Here is a 17,171-nt window from a genome sequence, read left to right on the forward strand (position 1 = left end):
TGGCAAATATAATACTTTTTGAATTACTAATACTTTTTGAATAAAAAAAACGTTTTTTATTTAAACCTTTTCTATTCCCCTGAGTCTTAAATGAGTAACAATAAAATTAAATGATTATGAGAAATTGGTTTTTTAAATTCGGAATTGTAATAGCTTTCTTAGGAGTTATTGGGTGTAGTGATGATGATGCTAAAACGACAGATGAAACCGTTACGATCGATGAGGCAGCTTTGACTGCAAAGGTTGATAATGGTATAGAAGTTATTAGTGATATCGTATTGCAGGGGTTCGAAGGGCAGCCACAAAAAGAGAAAACATATAAAGGAGGATGGGGACTTCCTGATTGTGTGACAGTATCTATAGAGTTGACCAGTACGTCAAAAAAAATGGTCATGGATTTTGGGACAGAGGGTTGTGAAGTTAGAAATGGTCATGTGCTAAAAGGAAAAATGTTGATGTCTTATGGATTGGATCTGGAAGCAAAGACGATTGTTATAATGTATAGCTTTGAAGATTTTTATGTAGATGGTACTCAGTTTGTAGGATCTAAAACAATTACAAGGCAAAGAGAAAATGAGAATGGGAATCCACAATATACTATGGAGATGGATGTGACGATGATTTTTGAAGACGGAACGCAAGCTTCCAGAATAGGGACTAAGAAAAGAGAATGGATAGAAGGTGCTTATAATGGAAATTGGGGAGATAATGTTTTTGAGATTACGGGCGCATGGGAAACTAATTTTGCAGATGGAACTAAAAATAGTACTACGATTACGACTCCACTTAGAAGAGAGGCAAGTTGTAGATTTATTGTTAGTGGTGTAATGGAATTAGTGCGAGGAGAGCGAAGTGGAACTTTGGATTATGGAGATGGTAGCTGTGATAATAAAGCCATATTTACCAATGCAGATGGAGAAGAAAAAGAAATTATTTTGTAGAAAGAAAAATAGGCATTGAATATAAATAAAAAGGTTCCGAGTTTTTATTCGGAACCTTTTTTATAGTGTACTTTTATCTTAAAAGTCTTAATTAGTTTTGACTTAGTGGTCTGTTTAATACCAAATCCAGATATAAGTTAATTTTTTTCTTTAATTCATGTCTAGGGGTGATAAAATCTAAGAATCCATGTTCTAACAGGAATTCAGAAGTTTGAAAGCCTTCTGGAAGTTCCTTTCCGGTAGTGTCTCTTACTACGCGTGGACCAGCAAATCCAATAAGTGCTCCGGGTTCTGCAATGTTAATATCTCCTAACATAGCGAATGAAGCAGTAGTTCCTCCTGTTGTCGGGTCTGTACATAGTGAAATGTATGGAATTCCTGCATCTGCTAACTGAGCAAGTCTGGCAGAAGTTTTAGCTAGCTGCATTAAGGAAAGCGCAGCTTCCATCATTCTGGCACCTCCTGATTTGGAGATGATAAGCAGTGGAATGTTGTTTTTTAATGAGTGATCAGCAGCACGAGCGATTTTTTCACCAACAACACTTCCCATTGAACCTCCAATAAAAGCAAAATCCATACAAGCGATCACCAAATCATTACCATTGGATTTTCCTACGGCTGTTCTTACAGCATCTTTTAGGTTTGTTTTCTTTTGTGCTTCTTTTAATCGATCTGGGTATTTCTTTTTGTCTTCGAATTTAAGAGGATCTTTAGAAGTTAAGTTTTTGTCTAACTCTTCAAAATTGTTATCGTCAAATAATATTTCGAAATATTCTTTACTTCCTATTCTTACGTGGTATCCATCCTCCGGACTAACATAGAAGTTTTTTTCTAGCTGTTCTGCATCTACAATTTTTCCTGTAGGAGATTTGTACCAAAGTCCTTTAGGAACATCTTTTTTGTCTTCTGTAGCGGTTTGTATCCCTTTTTGCGTTCTCTTAAACCAAGCCATAATTTAGTATATTAAAAAAGCTGAAACTTTTTTTAGTTTGTTTAAAAAAAAGTTTCAGCTTGGTTTATTGTTTTATAATGTATTCACATTATTAAGATCTTCAAAAGCTTTTTTCAGGCGATTCGTAAAAGTAACTTCTCCTTCTCTTAGCCATTTTCTCGGATCATAATATTTCTTGTTTGGTTCTTCCGGACCATCCGGGTTTCCAATCTGAGTTTTTAAATACTCTATTTTATTATTCATATAATCCCTAATTCCTTCATTATATGCAAATTGAAGGTCGGTGTCTATATTCATTTTTATAACTCCATAACCAATTGCTTCTCTGATTTCTTCTAGCGAAGAACCACTTCCACCATGGAATACGAAGTCAATATGATTGTTTTCTACACCGTATTTATCAGCAATAAATTCTTGAGAATTTTTTAAGATTTTTGGTGTGAGTTTTACATTTCCAGGTTTGTAAACTCCATGGACATTTCCAAAAGCAGCGGCAACGGTGAAACGAGGACTCACTTTACTTAGCTCTTCATATGCATAAGCAACTTCTTCTGGCTGAGTGTATAATTTAGAGTCGTCAACATCAGTGTTGTCTACTCCGTCTTCTTCTCCTCCTGTGATTCCCAATTCAATTTCCAGGGTCATCCCCATTTTACTCATACGCTCCAGATATTGCTTACAGATCTCTATGTTTTCTTCCAGTGGTTCTTCTGATAAGTCAATCATGTGAGAACTGTATAGCGGCTTTCCAGTTTCTTTATAAAACTGTTCTCCGGCATCTAATAAACCATCGATCCATGGTAATAATTTTTTTGCACAATGATCCGTGTGCAAAATTACAGGGACATTATATGCTTCTGCAAGTAAATGTACGTGTTTCGCTCCTGCAACAGCTCCTGCTATTGCTGATTTTTGGTTTTCATTAGACAATCCTTTTCCGGCGTTAAACTGTGCCCCTCCGTTAGAGAATTGAATAATTACCGGGGAGTTTAGTTCAGCAGCGGTTTCTAAAACAGCATTGATAGAACTAGAACCAATTACATTTACTGCTGGTAAAGCATAATTGTTGGCTTTAGCATGTTTAAAAACTTCTTGAACCTGATCTCCCGTTACAACTCCTGGTTTGATGTTGTGACTCATAATTTAGTTTTGGTTTATAAGCTTACAAAAATAATAAAATTATAATGAAAGCATGATACGTATATAAAAAGCTTATGTGTTATAAATGCTGTTGTTTGTTTTCGAATCCAAAGTGCTAAAAAGGGTAATTGATACCGACATTATATACTGCTTTTGAAAAATTATATCCTTTAAACCATCTTTGGTCTTCATTATTTGCGGGGTTAAAGGTCTTAAATCCTAAATCAAAACGCAACACAAAAAAGTCAAAATCGTAACGAAGCCCTAAACCACTTCCTACCGCAATATCCTGTAAGTTGTCAATCTTGGAAAAGATAGCTTCTTCTTTTTCTACACTATCCTCTACGTTCCAGATGTTTCCTGCATCGATAAAAAAGGCTCCTTTAAGGGCTCCTAAAATAGTATATCGATATTCGAGGTTAAAGGCTAGTTTCATATTAGCTTCATTAAATTCACTGGTGCTTTGACTGGTTCCGGGACCTAGCCGGTAAGCTAACCATGCTCTATTGTCATTAGGACCTCCGGCAAAAAAACTTCGAGCAAAAGGAATGCTGTTAGCATTTCCGTAGGGAATAGCGATTCCTCCAAAAGCCCGAAAGGCAATTACTTTATTATTATTGGGGCTAATCGACCAATGTTTAATATAGCTGGTTTCTGCTTTGGCGTATTGCGAAAATTCTACTCCAAATATTTCAAAACGTTCATTGTCATTTTTAGTGAGCCCTGAAGCATTAGAAATGGTCTGGAGAACATTACCAGCAAGCTCAAATTTGAATCGCCAGCGGTAGTAATCCTCATCGTGTAATCCGTTTTTAGTGTTTTTGGCAATGGTGTAACTGGAGGCAAATATCAAGTTGTCTTCAGTGAGTCTTTCTTTTCTTTCTCCAATGTTTTGCACTTCCTGTTTGTCATTGTCACTTAAGCCTGTCAGGTTTGTGTTGTCTGAGTTCGCCGTAAGGATAAAATGATTGGCTCCATCGGGAATTGTTAGGTCGTTATCTGGAGTGAAAATTTGAGTGTTGTCCCGATTTGCATTGAAATAGGTTTCATCATTTTTGGCGAAAAAGTTTAATTGGTCATAGGAATTACTATAAACATTAAAATAATTACTGTTATTAAGGTTTCTTACATATTGTATGTTTACTAAATCTATTTGATTGTTGATGCTTTTGCTGGGGCGCCATATGTAATTGAATATACCGGATGCATTTTGCTTATCTAAACCGATGTTTTTTTGAATACTCATACCAAAAACAAGGTTAGTGGTGGGGGACATGTATTTTCTGATAATCCCACTGGTTTTTATAGGGAATAGTATTTTTGGGAAAGATAATCTCAGATCTGTTTGTACTTCTGAGATATTAAAAAAAGTATCATCGGTATCTACAGAAGCATCTTTAGAGGAGCCAATACTTCCTCTTGCAGATAATTCCAGTGTTTCTGCACCTCTAAAAACATTTCTGATCAGGAAAGATCCTCCAAAACCAATACCAAAAGCCTGAATAGAAGAGGTAGATACGTCAAACTCTATATTAGTACTGTATTTTTTCTTTGGTGTAAGTAATACATTTGCAATTAGACTGCTTCCGCTAGGGTCATTTGGGTCAAGTGAATATCGGATGTTTGGATATTTGAATGTTTTTAAGTTACTGATCTGGTTGTATGTCAAAGTTCTGTCAATATCTCGGAATATCTCTCCGGGAGTAATAAGTACAGAATTGGTAATTGCTTTTCGGGTATATCGCAATTTATCATAACTATAGATATTGTATCCTTTGTATTGGACAGTGTCTTTTGGGGTAAGATTTCTGTATTGGTATTTGTAGTCAGTGAAAATATTTACCTTACTGATTTTGTGAATTTTGAAAGGGATTTTTCTGGAGGAATTGCCATGAGTTACCTGCCGGTTATTAATTAACAGGTTTAAGTTTACCTTGTGGTTGGTGTTTACAGTGTCAGCATCGAATTTGATGAATTCCTTTTCGAAATTATAAAGCCCTGAGTTTCTGAAGAAAGAAGTAAGTCGTTCTCTTTCGGTTTCAACATCTTTTGTTTTGTACTGTTTTCCTGAAACTATTTTCGATTGGTTTTTAGTCGACTGATATAGGGAATCTGCGATAGGAGACTCGATTTTTGCTTGTATAGAGTCTAGGAAATAAGGTTGTCCCGGTGACATAAAATAAGAGATATTTGCTCTTTGTTTCTCTTTTTTAGATATTGAGTAATCTGTTTTTATGTTGAACCACCCGTGATTCCAGTAGTACGATTCTAGTTTTTTTAAGGAACGTTTTATTTTAGAACTATCTATAATAGTAGGGGGTTCTCCGGTTCTTTTAAGCCAATTATTGAAGCCAGTGTAACTCTCTCGTAGTCTGTTGACTTGTTTCTGAGAGATAAATTCAGCTAATTTTTTTTCTCTGTTCGGTTTTTTGTATAGCCATTGATTGAATAAAGAATCAGGATTTTTCGCTGCCGAATTATAAATGTGTAGCCGGAAGGGGATTCCTAATATTTTTTCGTTTGGTGTTTGGTATAATTGATTGTATAAAGATGACTTATTAGTTTTTATACTGTCTTCAAAAATTTCATTCTTGGATAATAAAAAATCATCCTCCGGGATATTTTTAATTGCACTACAAGAGATGAAAAAAATAAATGTTACAGATATAAATAATATTTTTGTCAGGATTTTTTTCAAGTTGTAATTATTATTTAGGTCAAAAATACACTAATATTTGTATGCTTAGCAAAAGCCAAAAGAAATTAATAAAAAGCTTATATCAAAAAAAGTACCGTAAACAACATAAGATGTTTGTTGTTGAGGGGAAAAAAGGGATTCAGGAGTTGTTACAGGCTAGATGGGAGTTACATGCACTGTATAGTACAGAAGAGAAATTTTTTGAGGTTCCTGCAGAGAAATTTTTTGCAGTAAGTGAGAATGAATTGAAACAAATAAGTTTTTTGACTACTCCGCAAGTAGCATTGGCTGTTTTTTATATGCCTGATGATGTAACGACATCTGGAAAAGGACTTGTAGTAGCATTAGATGATGTTCGTGATCCGGGAAACCTGGGGACAATTATCAGATTGTGTGACTGGTTTGGAGTGAGAGAGTTGGTGTGTTCGGAAAAGACAGTAGATTGCTTTAATCCTAAGGTAATTCAGGCTACTATGGGGTCTATTACACGGGTGTGTATTGTGTATTCGGATTTGCAGAAATATTTGAGTACGTGTGTTGATAGGGGGATTCCTGTGATGGGAGCCTTTATGGAAGGAGATAATGTATATAAGACAGAATTACCTGTTAATGGAGTGTTGGTGATGGGAAATGAAGCAAATGGCGTTTCTGAAGAGACGGAGAAAATTATTCGTCAAAAAATAGCAATTCCTCAGTTTGGTCAGGGACAAAAAACAGAGAGTCTAAATGTCGCAACAGCTACGGCTATTTTGCTAAGCGAGTTTAAACGTGGGGGTAATATATAGTATTTGATTATCGAGGTCTATAGGAGGGCAGAAACCTGTCTCGAAATTAATATTTATTTTTTGATAACTTCTCCGGTGTTTTATGCAGAGAGTTTTTTGCTTTTCATTGAAAAGTGAAATTGATAAAAATTCCCCTTGTCGACATCTTATCAATAGTAGAGGTGTAAGGACTATTAGGGTCGTTATCTCTTACAAGTTCGTCAGACATAGCAAAAACACCTCGAATTGATGGAGTGAATTTGAAATAATACAGGAAAAAATCAATACCAAAACCAATTTCGTAATAATTGGTGTTTGTAGTGGTTCTAAACTGATTAAGACTATTGTCGTCTGGATTATCTTCGTTACTGGATAAGTTGATAGAAGTAGAAATACCTCCGACAATAAAAGGTTTGAAATTGTTTAATCTTTTAGTGGATACTTTTAGTAACAAAGGAATATGAACGTAAGTAGACTTTACTTCTCTTGTAGATTCTGATAATGTAGTAAATTCAGGACCTGTATAGGTGAGGTTTCTTTGTGTAAAAGTAACCATTGGCTCCAGACGTAAATCTAAGTAATCATTAATCCGCATATTCCCAAGAAGTCCGACATTAAATCCTACTGTTTTATCTACCATGATGTCATTGGCAGAAGCATCCGCAGTATAATCAAAATCAAAGTTATAGCTGTTAAGACCCAAGATGTATCCCCAGCTTAATCTGGGTTTGTCAAAATTTTGGAGGTTTTGAACCTTTTCTTTAGAGAATAGTTGTGCACTGCTATTGTGGATGCAAAATAGAGTGGTAATGACGAAAAATAATCTTTTCATTTTCTTAAAGTTTTCTAAGCTATTCATTCAACCTCGAAAAATAATAAAAAGCCTGTTCTTTTAGTGTCTATTAAGGATTTATTATTTTCTTGCTGTGTAAATTGTTGCGACTCCCATTGTCTGAGGGATACTGTTAACTTCTATAAACCCAATTTTTCTCAAAATATTGTTGAACGTTTCTCCATGTGGGAAAACTGCTGCACTTTCACTTAGATATGAATAAGCAGATTTGTCTTTAGAAAAAATACGTCCTATGAGTGGAAGGATTTTGGATGTATAAAGCTTATATCCTTGCTTGTATGGGGTTTTTGTAGGGACAGAAGTTTCGAGTACCACAAAAATTCCTTTTGGTTTCAGAACTCTGAGAATCTCAGATAATCCCTTCTCTAAGTTTTCGAAATTTCGAACGCCAAAAGCTACAGTTATAGCATCAAAATGATTATCGGGGTATGGAAGATTTTCACTGTCTCCCTGAACCATCGAGATTGTGCTGTCTAATTTTTTTGCCTTGATTTTGTTTTTTCCAACAGAAAGCATTCCCGGAGAAATGTCAAGTCCAATAATTTCAGAAGCTCCTGTTTTGCACAGGTTAATGGCTAGGTCGCCAGTTCCTGTTGCTACATCCAGAATTCTTTCGGGAGAAATGCTTTTAACTAAATTAACAACTTTATTCCTCCATTTTATATCAATACCAAAAGAAATGACTCTGTTTAATCCATCATATGTATTAGAGATGGTGTCAAACATTTCGGTAACTTGTTCTTTTTTAGTTCTGTTAACGTCCTTGTATGGTGTTATTTTTTCTGACATTAAAAAAAATTTAGGCAAATATACATTTTTGAGTTTGATCGTAAGAATATATTGAGATGAACTTACAAGAATCAATTATTTTATCAGTTACCCAATTTACATTATCTTTGTTTTCTTTTGAAGATTGAGTACAGGGGATCGTTTTGTTTATTCCGGGAATGTACTCGTCTTATAATACACACTTGGAATGAGTAACAATATATTTAACAGATGAAAATTATTATTGCCGGAGCGGGTGAAGTAGGTTTTCATTTGGCGAAATTACTTTCGTATGAATCTCAGGATATTACGTTAATAGATACGAATAAGGACTGTCTTAATTACGCTGATACGCATCTTGATATTCGAGTTCTTAAGGGGGATGCTACTTCTATTTCTATTCTAAGAGAAGCAGGAGTAGAAAATGTAGATATGGTTATAGCAGTTACTGCTAGTGAAACTGTCAATATTACTGTTTGCGTTTTAGCAAAACAGTTGGGAGCTATGCGTACGATAGCGAGAATTTCTAATGCAGAATTTATAGAAAAGAAAGATGAGGTTGGGTTTATTAAGTTTGGAATTGATGAACTGATTTCACCAGAAGCATTAGCTGCCAGCGAAATAGAATTGTTGCTTAATCAATCAGCATTTAATGATAGTTATGAGTTTGAAGGGGGGGTGCTAACCATGTTTGGAACAGTACTTTCAGAATCAGCTCTTTTTGTAGGAAAAACCGTAAAGGAAGCTGCAGAGGTGTATCCGAAATTGCAATTTATGCCTATTGCAATACAACGTTCAGGAACTCAGTATACGATTATTCCCCGAGGAGATACAAAATTTAAGGAAGGAGATCAGGTGTATTTTGTGACCTCTATCGGAGGTGTTGAAGAATTATATAAGTTGACCGGGAAAGTGAAAGAGCAGGTGAGGAATGTTATGATTCTCGGAGGGAGTAAGATAGGATATAAGTCTTCTCGAGATTTGTGCGATCATAAATTCAGGGTGAAACTTATAGAGAAAAATAAAGAGAAAGCGTTCGATCTTGCAGATGAATTGCCGAATGCATTGATAATAAATGGAGATGGAAGGAATGTAGAGTTGTTAGAAGAGGAAGGGATCAGTGATATGGATGCCTTTATTGCTGTTACAGGAAATTCAGAAACTAATATTATGTCTTGTTTGGTAGCCAAGTCAAAAGGTGTTCGAAAGACGATTGCTTTGGTGGAAAATATGGATTACTTTCAATTGTCACACTCTATCGGAATTGATACCTTGATAAATAAAAAGTTATTAGCTGCAAATAACATTTTTAGGTTTATAAGAAAAGGAGAAGTGGTAGCAATGACCAAACTCAATAATATGAATGCAGAGCTTCTGGAATTTATTGTAAAACCTACTTCAGAAGTTTCTAATAATAGTATCAGGGATTTAGATTTTCCGAGATCCGCAATTATAGCAGGTGTAGTGAGAAATGGAGAAGGGATTATTCCTCAGGGGGATTTTTATATTCAGGCAGGAGACCGAATAGTAGTCTGTTGTTTGCCAAAATCTATTAAGAAAATAGAAAAGCTTTTTCTGTAAAACATGGCCAAATTAAACTATAAAATAATCTCTCATATAATGGGGCTTTTATTGCTCTGTAATGGAGGTTTTATGATGTTGTCAACAATCATTAGTTTTATTTATAAAGATGGAGTGACAATTGAAATTATGTTGGCGTCAATGGCGACAATGTTTATTGGTATTGTTTTGATGTTTTTGACTCGGGGTCACCAAAAGAAAATAAATAAAAGAGAAGGGTATATTGTGGTTACCTTTGGATGGATATTTATGTCGCTTAGCGGTTCACTTCCTTATTTGTTTTCCGGAGCAATTCCTTCTTTTACAAATGCCTTTTTCGAGACAATTTCGGGATATACTACAACAGGAGCTACAATTCTTAATAATATAGAAGCAATGCCTAAAGGAGTATTGTTTTGGAGAAGTCTTACGCATTGGATTGGAGGAATGGGGATTATTGTATTGGCAATAGCAATACTTCCGTTGTTAGGGATTGGAGGAATGCAGTTATTTGCAGCAGAAGCTCCAGGACCAAATACCGATAAATTACATCCAAGAATAACAGATACAGCAAAGCGATTGTGGTATATATATGTAGGATATACTGCGGCAGAAACCTTATTGCTTAAGTTGGCGGGGATGAGTTTTTTTGATGCGATTAATCATGCATTAAGTACATTGTCCACTGGAGGGTTTTCTACGAAAGATAAAAGTGTAGCATACTGGAATGATCAGCCAGTTATACAGTATATCATAATGTTATTTATGTTTCTGGCAGGGATGAATTTTGTTTTGAGTTATTTTGGTTTTAAAGGAAAACTGAATAAGATTTACAAAGATGAAGAGTTTAGATGGTATGTTATTTTTGTAACGTCTTTTACATTAATAGCGACGCTTATTATTTATTTCAAAGCTGATGTTTCTGTGTCTTCTATTGATCACCCTATGGTGTGGGGAGAAGCAGAAAGCTCATTTCGTCACGCATTGTTTCAGGTGTTATCGGTAATTACCACTACAGGTTTTGTATCGGCGGATTTTACGCTTTGGACTCCATTTCTCAAAGTGTTGTTTTTTGGGCTTATGTTTTTAGGAGGATCGGCAGGTTCTACCTCTGGAGGGATGAAAGTTGTTCGGCATTTAATAACGATTCGAAATGGAGTATTAGAGTTTAAACGAACATTACACCCTAATGCAATTTTACCGGTTCGTTATAATAAAAGAGCTGTCTCTAAAGAAATTGTATTTAATGTGATCGCCTTTTTTATACTGTACATGCTGGCCTTTATTATAGGGGCATTAGTGTTAGGTGCGTTGGGGATAGATTTCGAAACGGCTATTGGAGGAGCGGCTTCTTCTTTAGGAAATGTAGGACCGGCGTTTGGGGCGCTTAATCCTGTAAGTAATTTTGATGTGTTGCCATCGGTCGGAAAATGGTGGTGTTCCTTCCTGATGCTGATTGGTAGGTTAGAGTTGTTTACAGTCCTAATCTTACTAACTCCGTTTTTCTGGAGGAATCGTTAGAAGAAAGCAAATTTTACCAAGGTTGATAATGAGGAGTTAGATTCCATAATCTAGCTACCTTTTTAATGGTGTCTTTAACTTTTCCTGTTATGCTATTTAGATGTTCTTCTTCAATCAAAAAAACATCTAATATAGATTCATAATATGTAACGAAATTAGCGTCAAATTCTTTTTCTGGTCTCATATTTAGAATTTCTTCATCTGTCTTTTCCACTTTGAAGTTGTCTCTAAAAATTTCCAGCACATTTTTCTGAACAATACGTTCTTTTTCTAGAATATCCATCGTCATGGGGTTTTAAGTTGTTAAGAGTAAAAAAGACAATTTGTCTAAGTAGTTGAATGTAAATGATTCAACTCACTGGGGTAGAAAGGAAAGTTGTAATTTATATCTAAACGTAGTACGTAAATTAATATTGTACAAATTTAGTGAAAAAAACAAAAAAACCGCCATTTTTAACAAATGGCGGTTTTATCTATTTGAATGTCAGTATTTTTAGCTGATGGCTTCTTTTATTCTTTTTACTGCTTCTTTTATTTGGTCTGCGCTGGCAGCATAAGAGATACGAATACAGTTTCCATTACCAAAAGCAAGACCGGTTACTGTAGCAACATGTGCATTTTCCAAAAGGAACATAGAAAAGTCGGTTGCATTATGTATGGTTTGCCCTTTTATGGTTTTTCCAAAGTAATGAGAAATATCCGGGAAAACATAAAAAGCCCCTTCTGGTTCATTACATTCGAAACCAGGGATCTCAGATAATAAATCTAAAATTAGTTTTCTTCTGTTTTTGAACTCGTCAACCATGTATTGGATTTTCTCCACAGGAGCTTCTAATGCTGTGATTACTGCACGTTGTGCAATACAATTAGCTCCACTGGTGACTTGTCCCTGGATTTTATTACACGCTCTGGCAATTGCTTCTGGAGCTCCAATGTATCCTATTCTCCATCCTGTCATAGCGAATGCTTTGGCAACACCATTTACAGTAACGGTTCTGTTGTACATGTCTTCAAATTGTGCCATGGAAGCATGTCCTCCTACGTAGTTAATATGCTCGTAAATTTCATCACTCACCACTACAATATCAGGATGTTTTTGAAGGACATCTGCTAAGGCTCTAAGCTCTTCTTTACTATAAATAGAACCACTTGGGTTGCATGGAGAACTGTACCATAACATTTTAGTGTTAGGTGTAATTGCTTTTTCTAGATCTTCTGCAGTCATTTTGAAATCCGTGTCTATAGAAGTTTTTACTTCTACAGGAACCCCTCCTGCTAGCTTAACAATGTCGCTATAACTAACCCAGTAAGGGCATGGTAAGATAACTTCATCTCCTGGGTTAAGATATACCTGAGCGATGTTGTATAGCGATTGTTTTGCTCCGGTAGAAACCACGATCTGAGAAGGAGAGTATGTCAGGTTATTGTCTCTCTTGAATTTTGTAATGATCGCATCTTTTAATTCTGCATATCCATCTACAGGAGTGTATGAATTATAATTATCATTAACAGCCTGGATGGCTGCATCTTTGATAAAATCAGGTGTATTGAAGTCAGGTTCCCCTAGACTTAGACCGATAATATCTTTTCCTTCAGCTCTCAGTTCTCTAGCTTTTGCAGCCATTGCTAATGTAGCAGAAGCTTCAAGCTTGTTAATTCTGTCTGATAATTGCACGTTCGTTGTTTTTGTAATTGAAGCCATTTTGGTATTATGATTGTATTGCAGGTTTCATTCCCATTTCTTTTAGATGTTTGAAATGTGCAATGATTGCCTTGCGAGTGGTTTTATATTCGTTATAGGGTAAATTAAATTCTAAAGCAGTTTGTTTAACTATTTTGGAAATTTTTGAGTAGTGAATATGACTAATATTCGGAAAAATATGATGCTCAACCTGATGGTTAAGTCCCCCGGTATACCAGTTGATCAATTTGTTTTTTGTAGAAAAATTGACAGTAGTGAATAGCTGGTGAATAGCCCAGGTGTTTTTCATGTTTCCATTTTCATCTGGTTTAGGCATTTCAGTATCTTCTACAATATGAGCTAATTGAAAAATAACACTTAGGATCAGTCCTGCTACATAATGCATGACAAAGAATCCTAGTAGTATTTTCCACCAGGCTATAGAAAGAATAAGCATGGGGATTACAATCCAAATCATTAAATAAATGATTTTGGTGATTACAACCGTGCTCCATTGTTTTAGTGGGCTGGGAAGCTTTCCATAAGCAAGCTTTCTGGCTAAGTATCTCTTTGTTTGTTTAAAATCAGTAGCGATAGCCCAGTTAAAAGTGAGAAGTCCGTATAAAAATATGGAATAATAATGTTGAAACTTGTGAAACCTTTTCCACTCGGCATGTTTTGTAAACCGAATAATTCTTCCGGCATCCATATCCTCATCATGCCCATGAATATTCGTATAAGTATGGTGCAGAACATTGTGCTGTACTTGCCAGTTATATACATTTCCTGCAAGAATATACATGCTTCCTCCCATTATTTTATTAATCCATTTTTTAGAAGAATAAGATCCGTGATTTCCGTCATGCATTACGTTCATCCCTACACCTGCCATTCCAATTCCCATCACAACAGTGAGAAGCAACATCCACCATTGAGAGATGTCGAGAGTGAGAATTAAAAAATAAGGGGTTAAGAATAAAGAAAACATAATTACTGTTTTGATGTGTAATTGTAGGTTTCCTGTTCTCTTAATGTTGTTCTCCTTAAAATATTGGTTGACACGTTTATTGAGCGTCCTGAAAAATTTTGTGGAATCTCTTTTGTTGAATCTTATATTTGGTGCCGTCATGAGCATTTGGGTTTATGACGTATTGTTATTTTGTCAAGTTTATATTAGACAAAGTTAGGTATTTATATTTTTTTGAAGTTCTTTAAGTTGAATAAATATCTACGGGAAATCCTTTAAAGAATATTTTTATAGATAGGATTTTGTGTAAAAATCAAAATGAAGGCTAAATTAATATGAGAAATGTAATTGTGAACTTTTAATAACTTGTATTTTTGCGGCATAATTAAAAACGGGAAAAATGTAGTTTGTGGCTTCTTTTTTCTGCGTAATGTGATCCAAATACAATGAAAGAGGTTTTAAAATATTTCCCAGATTTAAATGAAGAGCAACTTGCAAAGTTTGAGAAGTTAGGTGAGGTATATAGAGAGTGGAATGCAAAAATTAATGTGGTTTCCAGAAAGGATATAGACGCGTTATATGAACGTCATGTGTTGCATTCTTTGGGGATTGCCAAAGTGCAGAAGTTTGCTAAAGGAGCGATGGTGTTGGATGTAGGAACAGGAGGAGGGTTTCCAGGAATCCCATTGGCTATCTTATTTCCTGAGACAGATTTTTATTTGGTAGATGTGATTGCGAAAAAAATCAAAGTAGTTAATGAAGTTGTAAAAGCTTTGGAGATTGATAATGTTACAGCTGAACAACGAAGAGCGGGAACTTTTGAAGATCGTTTTGATTTTATCGTGAGTAGAGCAGTGACAAAAATGCCTGATTTTTATCAATGGGTTCGGAAAAATATATTGAAAAAAAGCACCCATGAATTACCCAATGGAATTCTTTATCTCAAAGGAGGAGATTTAAGAGAGGAGTTGCAGAAGTTTCCAAAAGCAACAGAGTATAGCTTGTCTGATTATTTTGAAGAAGCTTTTTTTGAAACAAAAAAAGTAGTACACCTTCCTATAAAATACAAATTATAGAAAAGGATTATTCGTTGATGTTATAACGCATACAGACTAAATGTTGCTTAAAACCTGCTTTTTCGTAGGCTTTTATTGCGCTGGGGTTTTGATGGTATACTTCTAGTTGGACTTCTTCTATTTCTCTTGTTTTTAACCAGTCAATTAGTGAGGTGATTACTTTTTTTGCAATCCCTTTGCCTCTGTGGTTTTCATCGACAAACATAAAGCCTATATAGCCTAATCTGTCTTGAATATAGATGCCTTTTCTAGGGCGGATTTGGGCATAGCCGCTACCAACTACTTGTTGATCGATTTCAGCAACAATAACTTCAGTGTCTTTTGCAGAAATGTATGACTCGATATCATAGTAGCTTATTCTTTCTGTTTTTTTTAAAGTGTTATCCATGGGTCTCTCTATTTCGATTAATCGTTGTTCGAAATCAAGTAAAACAGGAAGATCGTCGATATGGGCGGGTCTGATAGTGATCATGTAGTACGAAAAATGATGTTAGGAGAGTAAATATAAATGAAATTATCGATAAGAAAATGTTAAAAAAAACGCGCTACAGAGAACTACTGTAGCGCGTTTTTGACGAATGTATTAATGTTTTATTCTCCTAAGAAAGGGTATCTGTAGTCTGCAGGAGATACAAAAGTTTCTTTGATGGTTCTTGGAGAAACCCAACGAAGTAGGTTAAGGTAAGAACCTGCTTTGTCATTTGTACCTGATGCTCTGGCACCACCAAAAGGCTGTTGTCCTACAACCGCTCCTGTTGGTTTGTCGTTGATATAGAAGTTTCCTGCTGAGTTTTGCAACGCTTTGGTAGCTTCAGCAGCAGCGTAGCGATCTGTTGAGAAAATAGCGCCTGTTAATGCGTATTCGCTAGTTTGATCAACTAATTCTAATGTTTGGCTCCATTCGCTATCCTCATAAACATAGATGGTAATAACAGGTCCAAACAATTCAGTGCACATAGTCGTGTATTTAGGATCTTTGGTTAAGATAACAGTCGGCTCTATAAAGTATCCTTTTGATTTGTCGTATCCACCTCCTATAATCACTTCTGCATTTTCGTCTTTTTTAGCCTGGTCTATATAGGAAGCTAATTTGTCGAAAGATCCTTCGTGGATTACAGCGGTGATAAAGTTACTCATGTCCTCTGGAGATCCCATTTTGAAAGAAGCAATATCCTCTTTAAGGAATTTTTCTACATCGCTCCAAAGACTTTTTGGGATGTAGGCTCTTGATGCAGCACTACATTTTTGTCCTTGGTATTCAAAAGCACCACGGCTGATACCAGTAGCTACTTGTTTAGCGTTAGCACTTGGATGAGCAATTATAAAATCTTTTCCTCCTGTTTCTCCAACAATTCTAGGGTATGTTTTATAGTGGTGGATGTTTGTTCCGATTTTTGCCCAGATGTCTTTAAATACATGTGAACTACCGGTAAAGTGGATTCCGGCAAAATCAGGACTGGCTAATACAGTGTCAGTAATCATAACCGGATCTCCGTATACAACATTGATTACACCATCAGGAATTCCTGCTTCCTTGAAAATTTCAACAATTACCTGAGCAGAAAATATCTGACTGTCACTAGGTTTCCATACAACTGTATTTCCCATTAAGGCAGCACTGGCAGGTAGGTTTCCGGAAATAGCTGTAAAGTTAAAAGGAGTGATAGCGTATACAAAACCTTCTAATGGTCGGTATTCAATTCTGTTCCATGCTCCGGATGTTGATTCTGGTTGATCCTCATAAATTTTGGTCATGAATTCAACATTGAAGCGTAAGAAGTCTATAAACTCACAAGCAGCATCAATTTCGGCTTGAAAAATATTTTTTGATTGTGCTAACATAGTAGCGGCATTGATTTTAGCTCTGTAAGGTCCTGCTATTAATTCAGCAGCACGTAAGAAAACAGCGGCACGCTGTTCCCATGCTAAATTAGCCCATTCCTCTCTTGCCTGGATTGCTGTATCTATAGCTTCCTGAATGTGTTTTTTTTCAGCTTTGTGGTAGGTTCCTAATATGTGTTGATGATCATGAGGAGGCGCCATGGTTCCTGTGTCTCCTGTTCTAATCTCTTTTCCGTTAATGTATAAAGGGACATCTACACTAGCATTATATAATTCTTTATAAGCAGCTAAAACTTCTTCTCTTTCTGGGGTTCCTGGAGCATATGATTTAATAGGCTCGTTAATTGCAGTTGGAACTTGAAAAACGCCTTTTCCCATAATGCGATACGTTTATTTTTGTGAGTTATT

15 protein-coding genes are annotated in these 17,171 nt (G+C 35.7%); 5 read left to right on the forward strand and 10 right to left on the reverse strand.

Annotated elements, in window-relative coordinates; all coding sequences use genetic code 11:
* The first annotated feature begins 116 nt into the window (after positions 1–116).
* The gene (locus HN014_RS11565; RefSeq protein ID WP_176029028.1) at positions 117–941 is read left to right on the forward strand and encodes a hypothetical protein; all 825 of its coding nucleotides are present in this window, start codon (positions 117–119) and stop codon (positions 939–941) included.
* A gap of 91 nt (positions 942–1,032) precedes the next feature.
* Here HN014_RS11565 and accD read toward each other — a convergent pair whose 3' ends face one another.
* The 3 genes from accD to HN014_RS11580 form a co-directional block, all read right to left on the reverse strand.
* On the reverse strand, positions 1,033–1,893 hold the full coding sequence (gene accD, locus HN014_RS11570; RefSeq protein WP_176029029.1) for an acetyl-CoA carboxylase, carboxyltransferase subunit beta: 861 nt from the start codon (positions 1,891–1,893) through the stop codon (positions 1,033–1,035).
* A 72-nt stretch (positions 1,894–1,965) separates the two neighbouring features.
* Positions 1,966–3,033 carry a class II fructose-bisphosphate aldolase gene (gene fbaA / locus HN014_RS11575; protein WP_176029030.1) on the reverse strand — a complete coding sequence of 356 codons (1,068 nt, stop codon included), beginning with the start codon at positions 3,031–3,033 and terminating at the stop codon, positions 1,966–1,968.
* Positions 3,034–3,148: 115 nt separating this feature from the next.
* Entirely contained in the window at positions 3,149–5,731 is a 2,583-nt protein-coding gene (locus HN014_RS11580; protein ID WP_176029031.1) for a BamA/TamA family outer membrane protein, read from the reverse strand.
* 41 nt (positions 5,732–5,772) lie between these two features.
* Here HN014_RS11580 and HN014_RS11585 point away from each other — a divergent pair, with 41 nt between their 5' ends.
* Positions 5,773–6,516, forward strand: coding sequence for an RNA methyltransferase (locus HN014_RS11585; RefSeq protein ID WP_176029032.1), 744 nt, complete (start codon positions 5,773–5,775; stop codon positions 6,514–6,516).
* A 103-nt stretch (positions 6,517–6,619) separates the two neighbouring features.
* Here HN014_RS11585 and HN014_RS11590 read toward each other — a convergent pair whose 3' ends face one another.
* On the reverse strand, positions 6,620–7,327 hold the full coding sequence (locus HN014_RS11590) for a porin family protein (RefSeq protein ID WP_176029033.1): 708 nt from the start codon (positions 7,325–7,327) through the stop codon (positions 6,620–6,622).
* 81 nt (positions 7,328–7,408) lie between these two features.
* Entirely contained in the window at positions 7,409–8,137 is a 729-nt protein-coding gene (gene ubiE / locus HN014_RS11595; RefSeq protein WP_176029034.1) for a bifunctional demethylmenaquinone methyltransferase/2-methoxy-6-polyprenyl-1,4-benzoquinol methylase UbiE, read from the reverse strand.
* 210 nt (positions 8,138–8,347) lie between these two features.
* Here ubiE and trkA point away from each other — a divergent pair, with 210 nt between their 5' ends.
* Positions 8,348–9,697: a Trk system potassium transporter TrkA gene (trkA, locus tag HN014_RS11600; protein ID WP_176029035.1), complete on the forward strand. Its 1,350-nt coding sequence runs from the start codon at positions 8,348–8,350 to the stop codon at positions 9,695–9,697.
* A gap of 3 nt (positions 9,698–9,700) precedes the next feature.
* Positions 9,701–11,197 carry a TrkH family potassium uptake protein gene (locus tag HN014_RS11605; RefSeq protein WP_176029036.1) on the forward strand — a complete coding sequence of 499 codons (1,497 nt, stop codon included), beginning with the start codon at positions 9,701–9,703 and terminating at the stop codon, positions 11,195–11,197.
* Positions 11,198–11,210: 13 nt separating this feature from the next.
* On the opposite strand, the gene HN014_RS11610 is transcribed toward HN014_RS11605, so the two are convergent.
* The 3 genes from HN014_RS11610 to HN014_RS11620 all read right to left on the reverse strand — a co-directional run bounded on the left by HN014_RS11610 (position 11,211) and on the right by HN014_RS11620 (position 14,007).
* The gene (locus HN014_RS11610) at positions 11,211–11,480 is read right to left on the reverse strand and encodes a hypothetical protein (protein WP_217704325.1); all 270 of its coding nucleotides are present in this window, start codon (positions 11,478–11,480) and stop codon (positions 11,211–11,213) included.
* 210 nt (positions 11,481–11,690) lie between these two features.
* Positions 11,691–12,899 (reverse strand): pyridoxal phosphate-dependent aminotransferase, encoded by a 1,209-nt coding sequence (locus HN014_RS11615; RefSeq protein WP_176029038.1) that lies wholly within the window; start codon positions 12,897–12,899, stop codon positions 11,691–11,693.
* Between the two features lie 7 nt (positions 12,900–12,906).
* Positions 12,907–14,007, reverse strand: a complete 1,101-nt coding sequence (locus HN014_RS11620; RefSeq protein ID WP_254883990.1) for an acyl-CoA desaturase — start codon at positions 14,005–14,007, stop codon at positions 12,907–12,909.
* Positions 14,008–14,291: 284 nt separating this feature from the next.
* Between HN014_RS11620 and rsmG the strand changes: the two genes are divergently transcribed.
* A complete protein-coding gene (gene rsmG, locus HN014_RS11625; RefSeq protein WP_176029040.1) occupies positions 14,292–14,921 on the forward strand; it encodes a 16S rRNA (guanine(527)-N(7))-methyltransferase RsmG in 630 nt (209 codons plus the stop codon).
* A gap of 7 nt (positions 14,922–14,928) precedes the next feature.
* Here rsmG and HN014_RS11630 read toward each other — a convergent pair whose 3' ends face one another.
* Both HN014_RS11630 and pruA read right to left on the reverse strand, forming a co-directional pair.
* Positions 14,929–15,393: a GNAT family N-acetyltransferase gene (locus tag HN014_RS11630; RefSeq protein ID WP_176029041.1), complete on the reverse strand. Its 465-nt coding sequence runs from the start codon at positions 15,391–15,393 to the stop codon at positions 14,929–14,931.
* A 119-nt stretch (positions 15,394–15,512) separates the two neighbouring features.
* Positions 15,513–17,141: an L-glutamate gamma-semialdehyde dehydrogenase gene (pruA, locus tag HN014_RS11635; RefSeq protein WP_176029042.1), complete on the reverse strand. Its 1,629-nt coding sequence runs from the start codon at positions 17,139–17,141 to the stop codon at positions 15,513–15,515.
* Positions 17,142–17,171 lie beyond the last annotated feature (30 nt).

It is taken from the genome of Aquimarina sp. TRL1, from assembly GCF_013365535.1.
Lineage (GTDB): Bacteria > Bacteroidota > Bacteroidia > Flavobacteriales > Flavobacteriaceae > Aquimarina > Aquimarina hainanensis.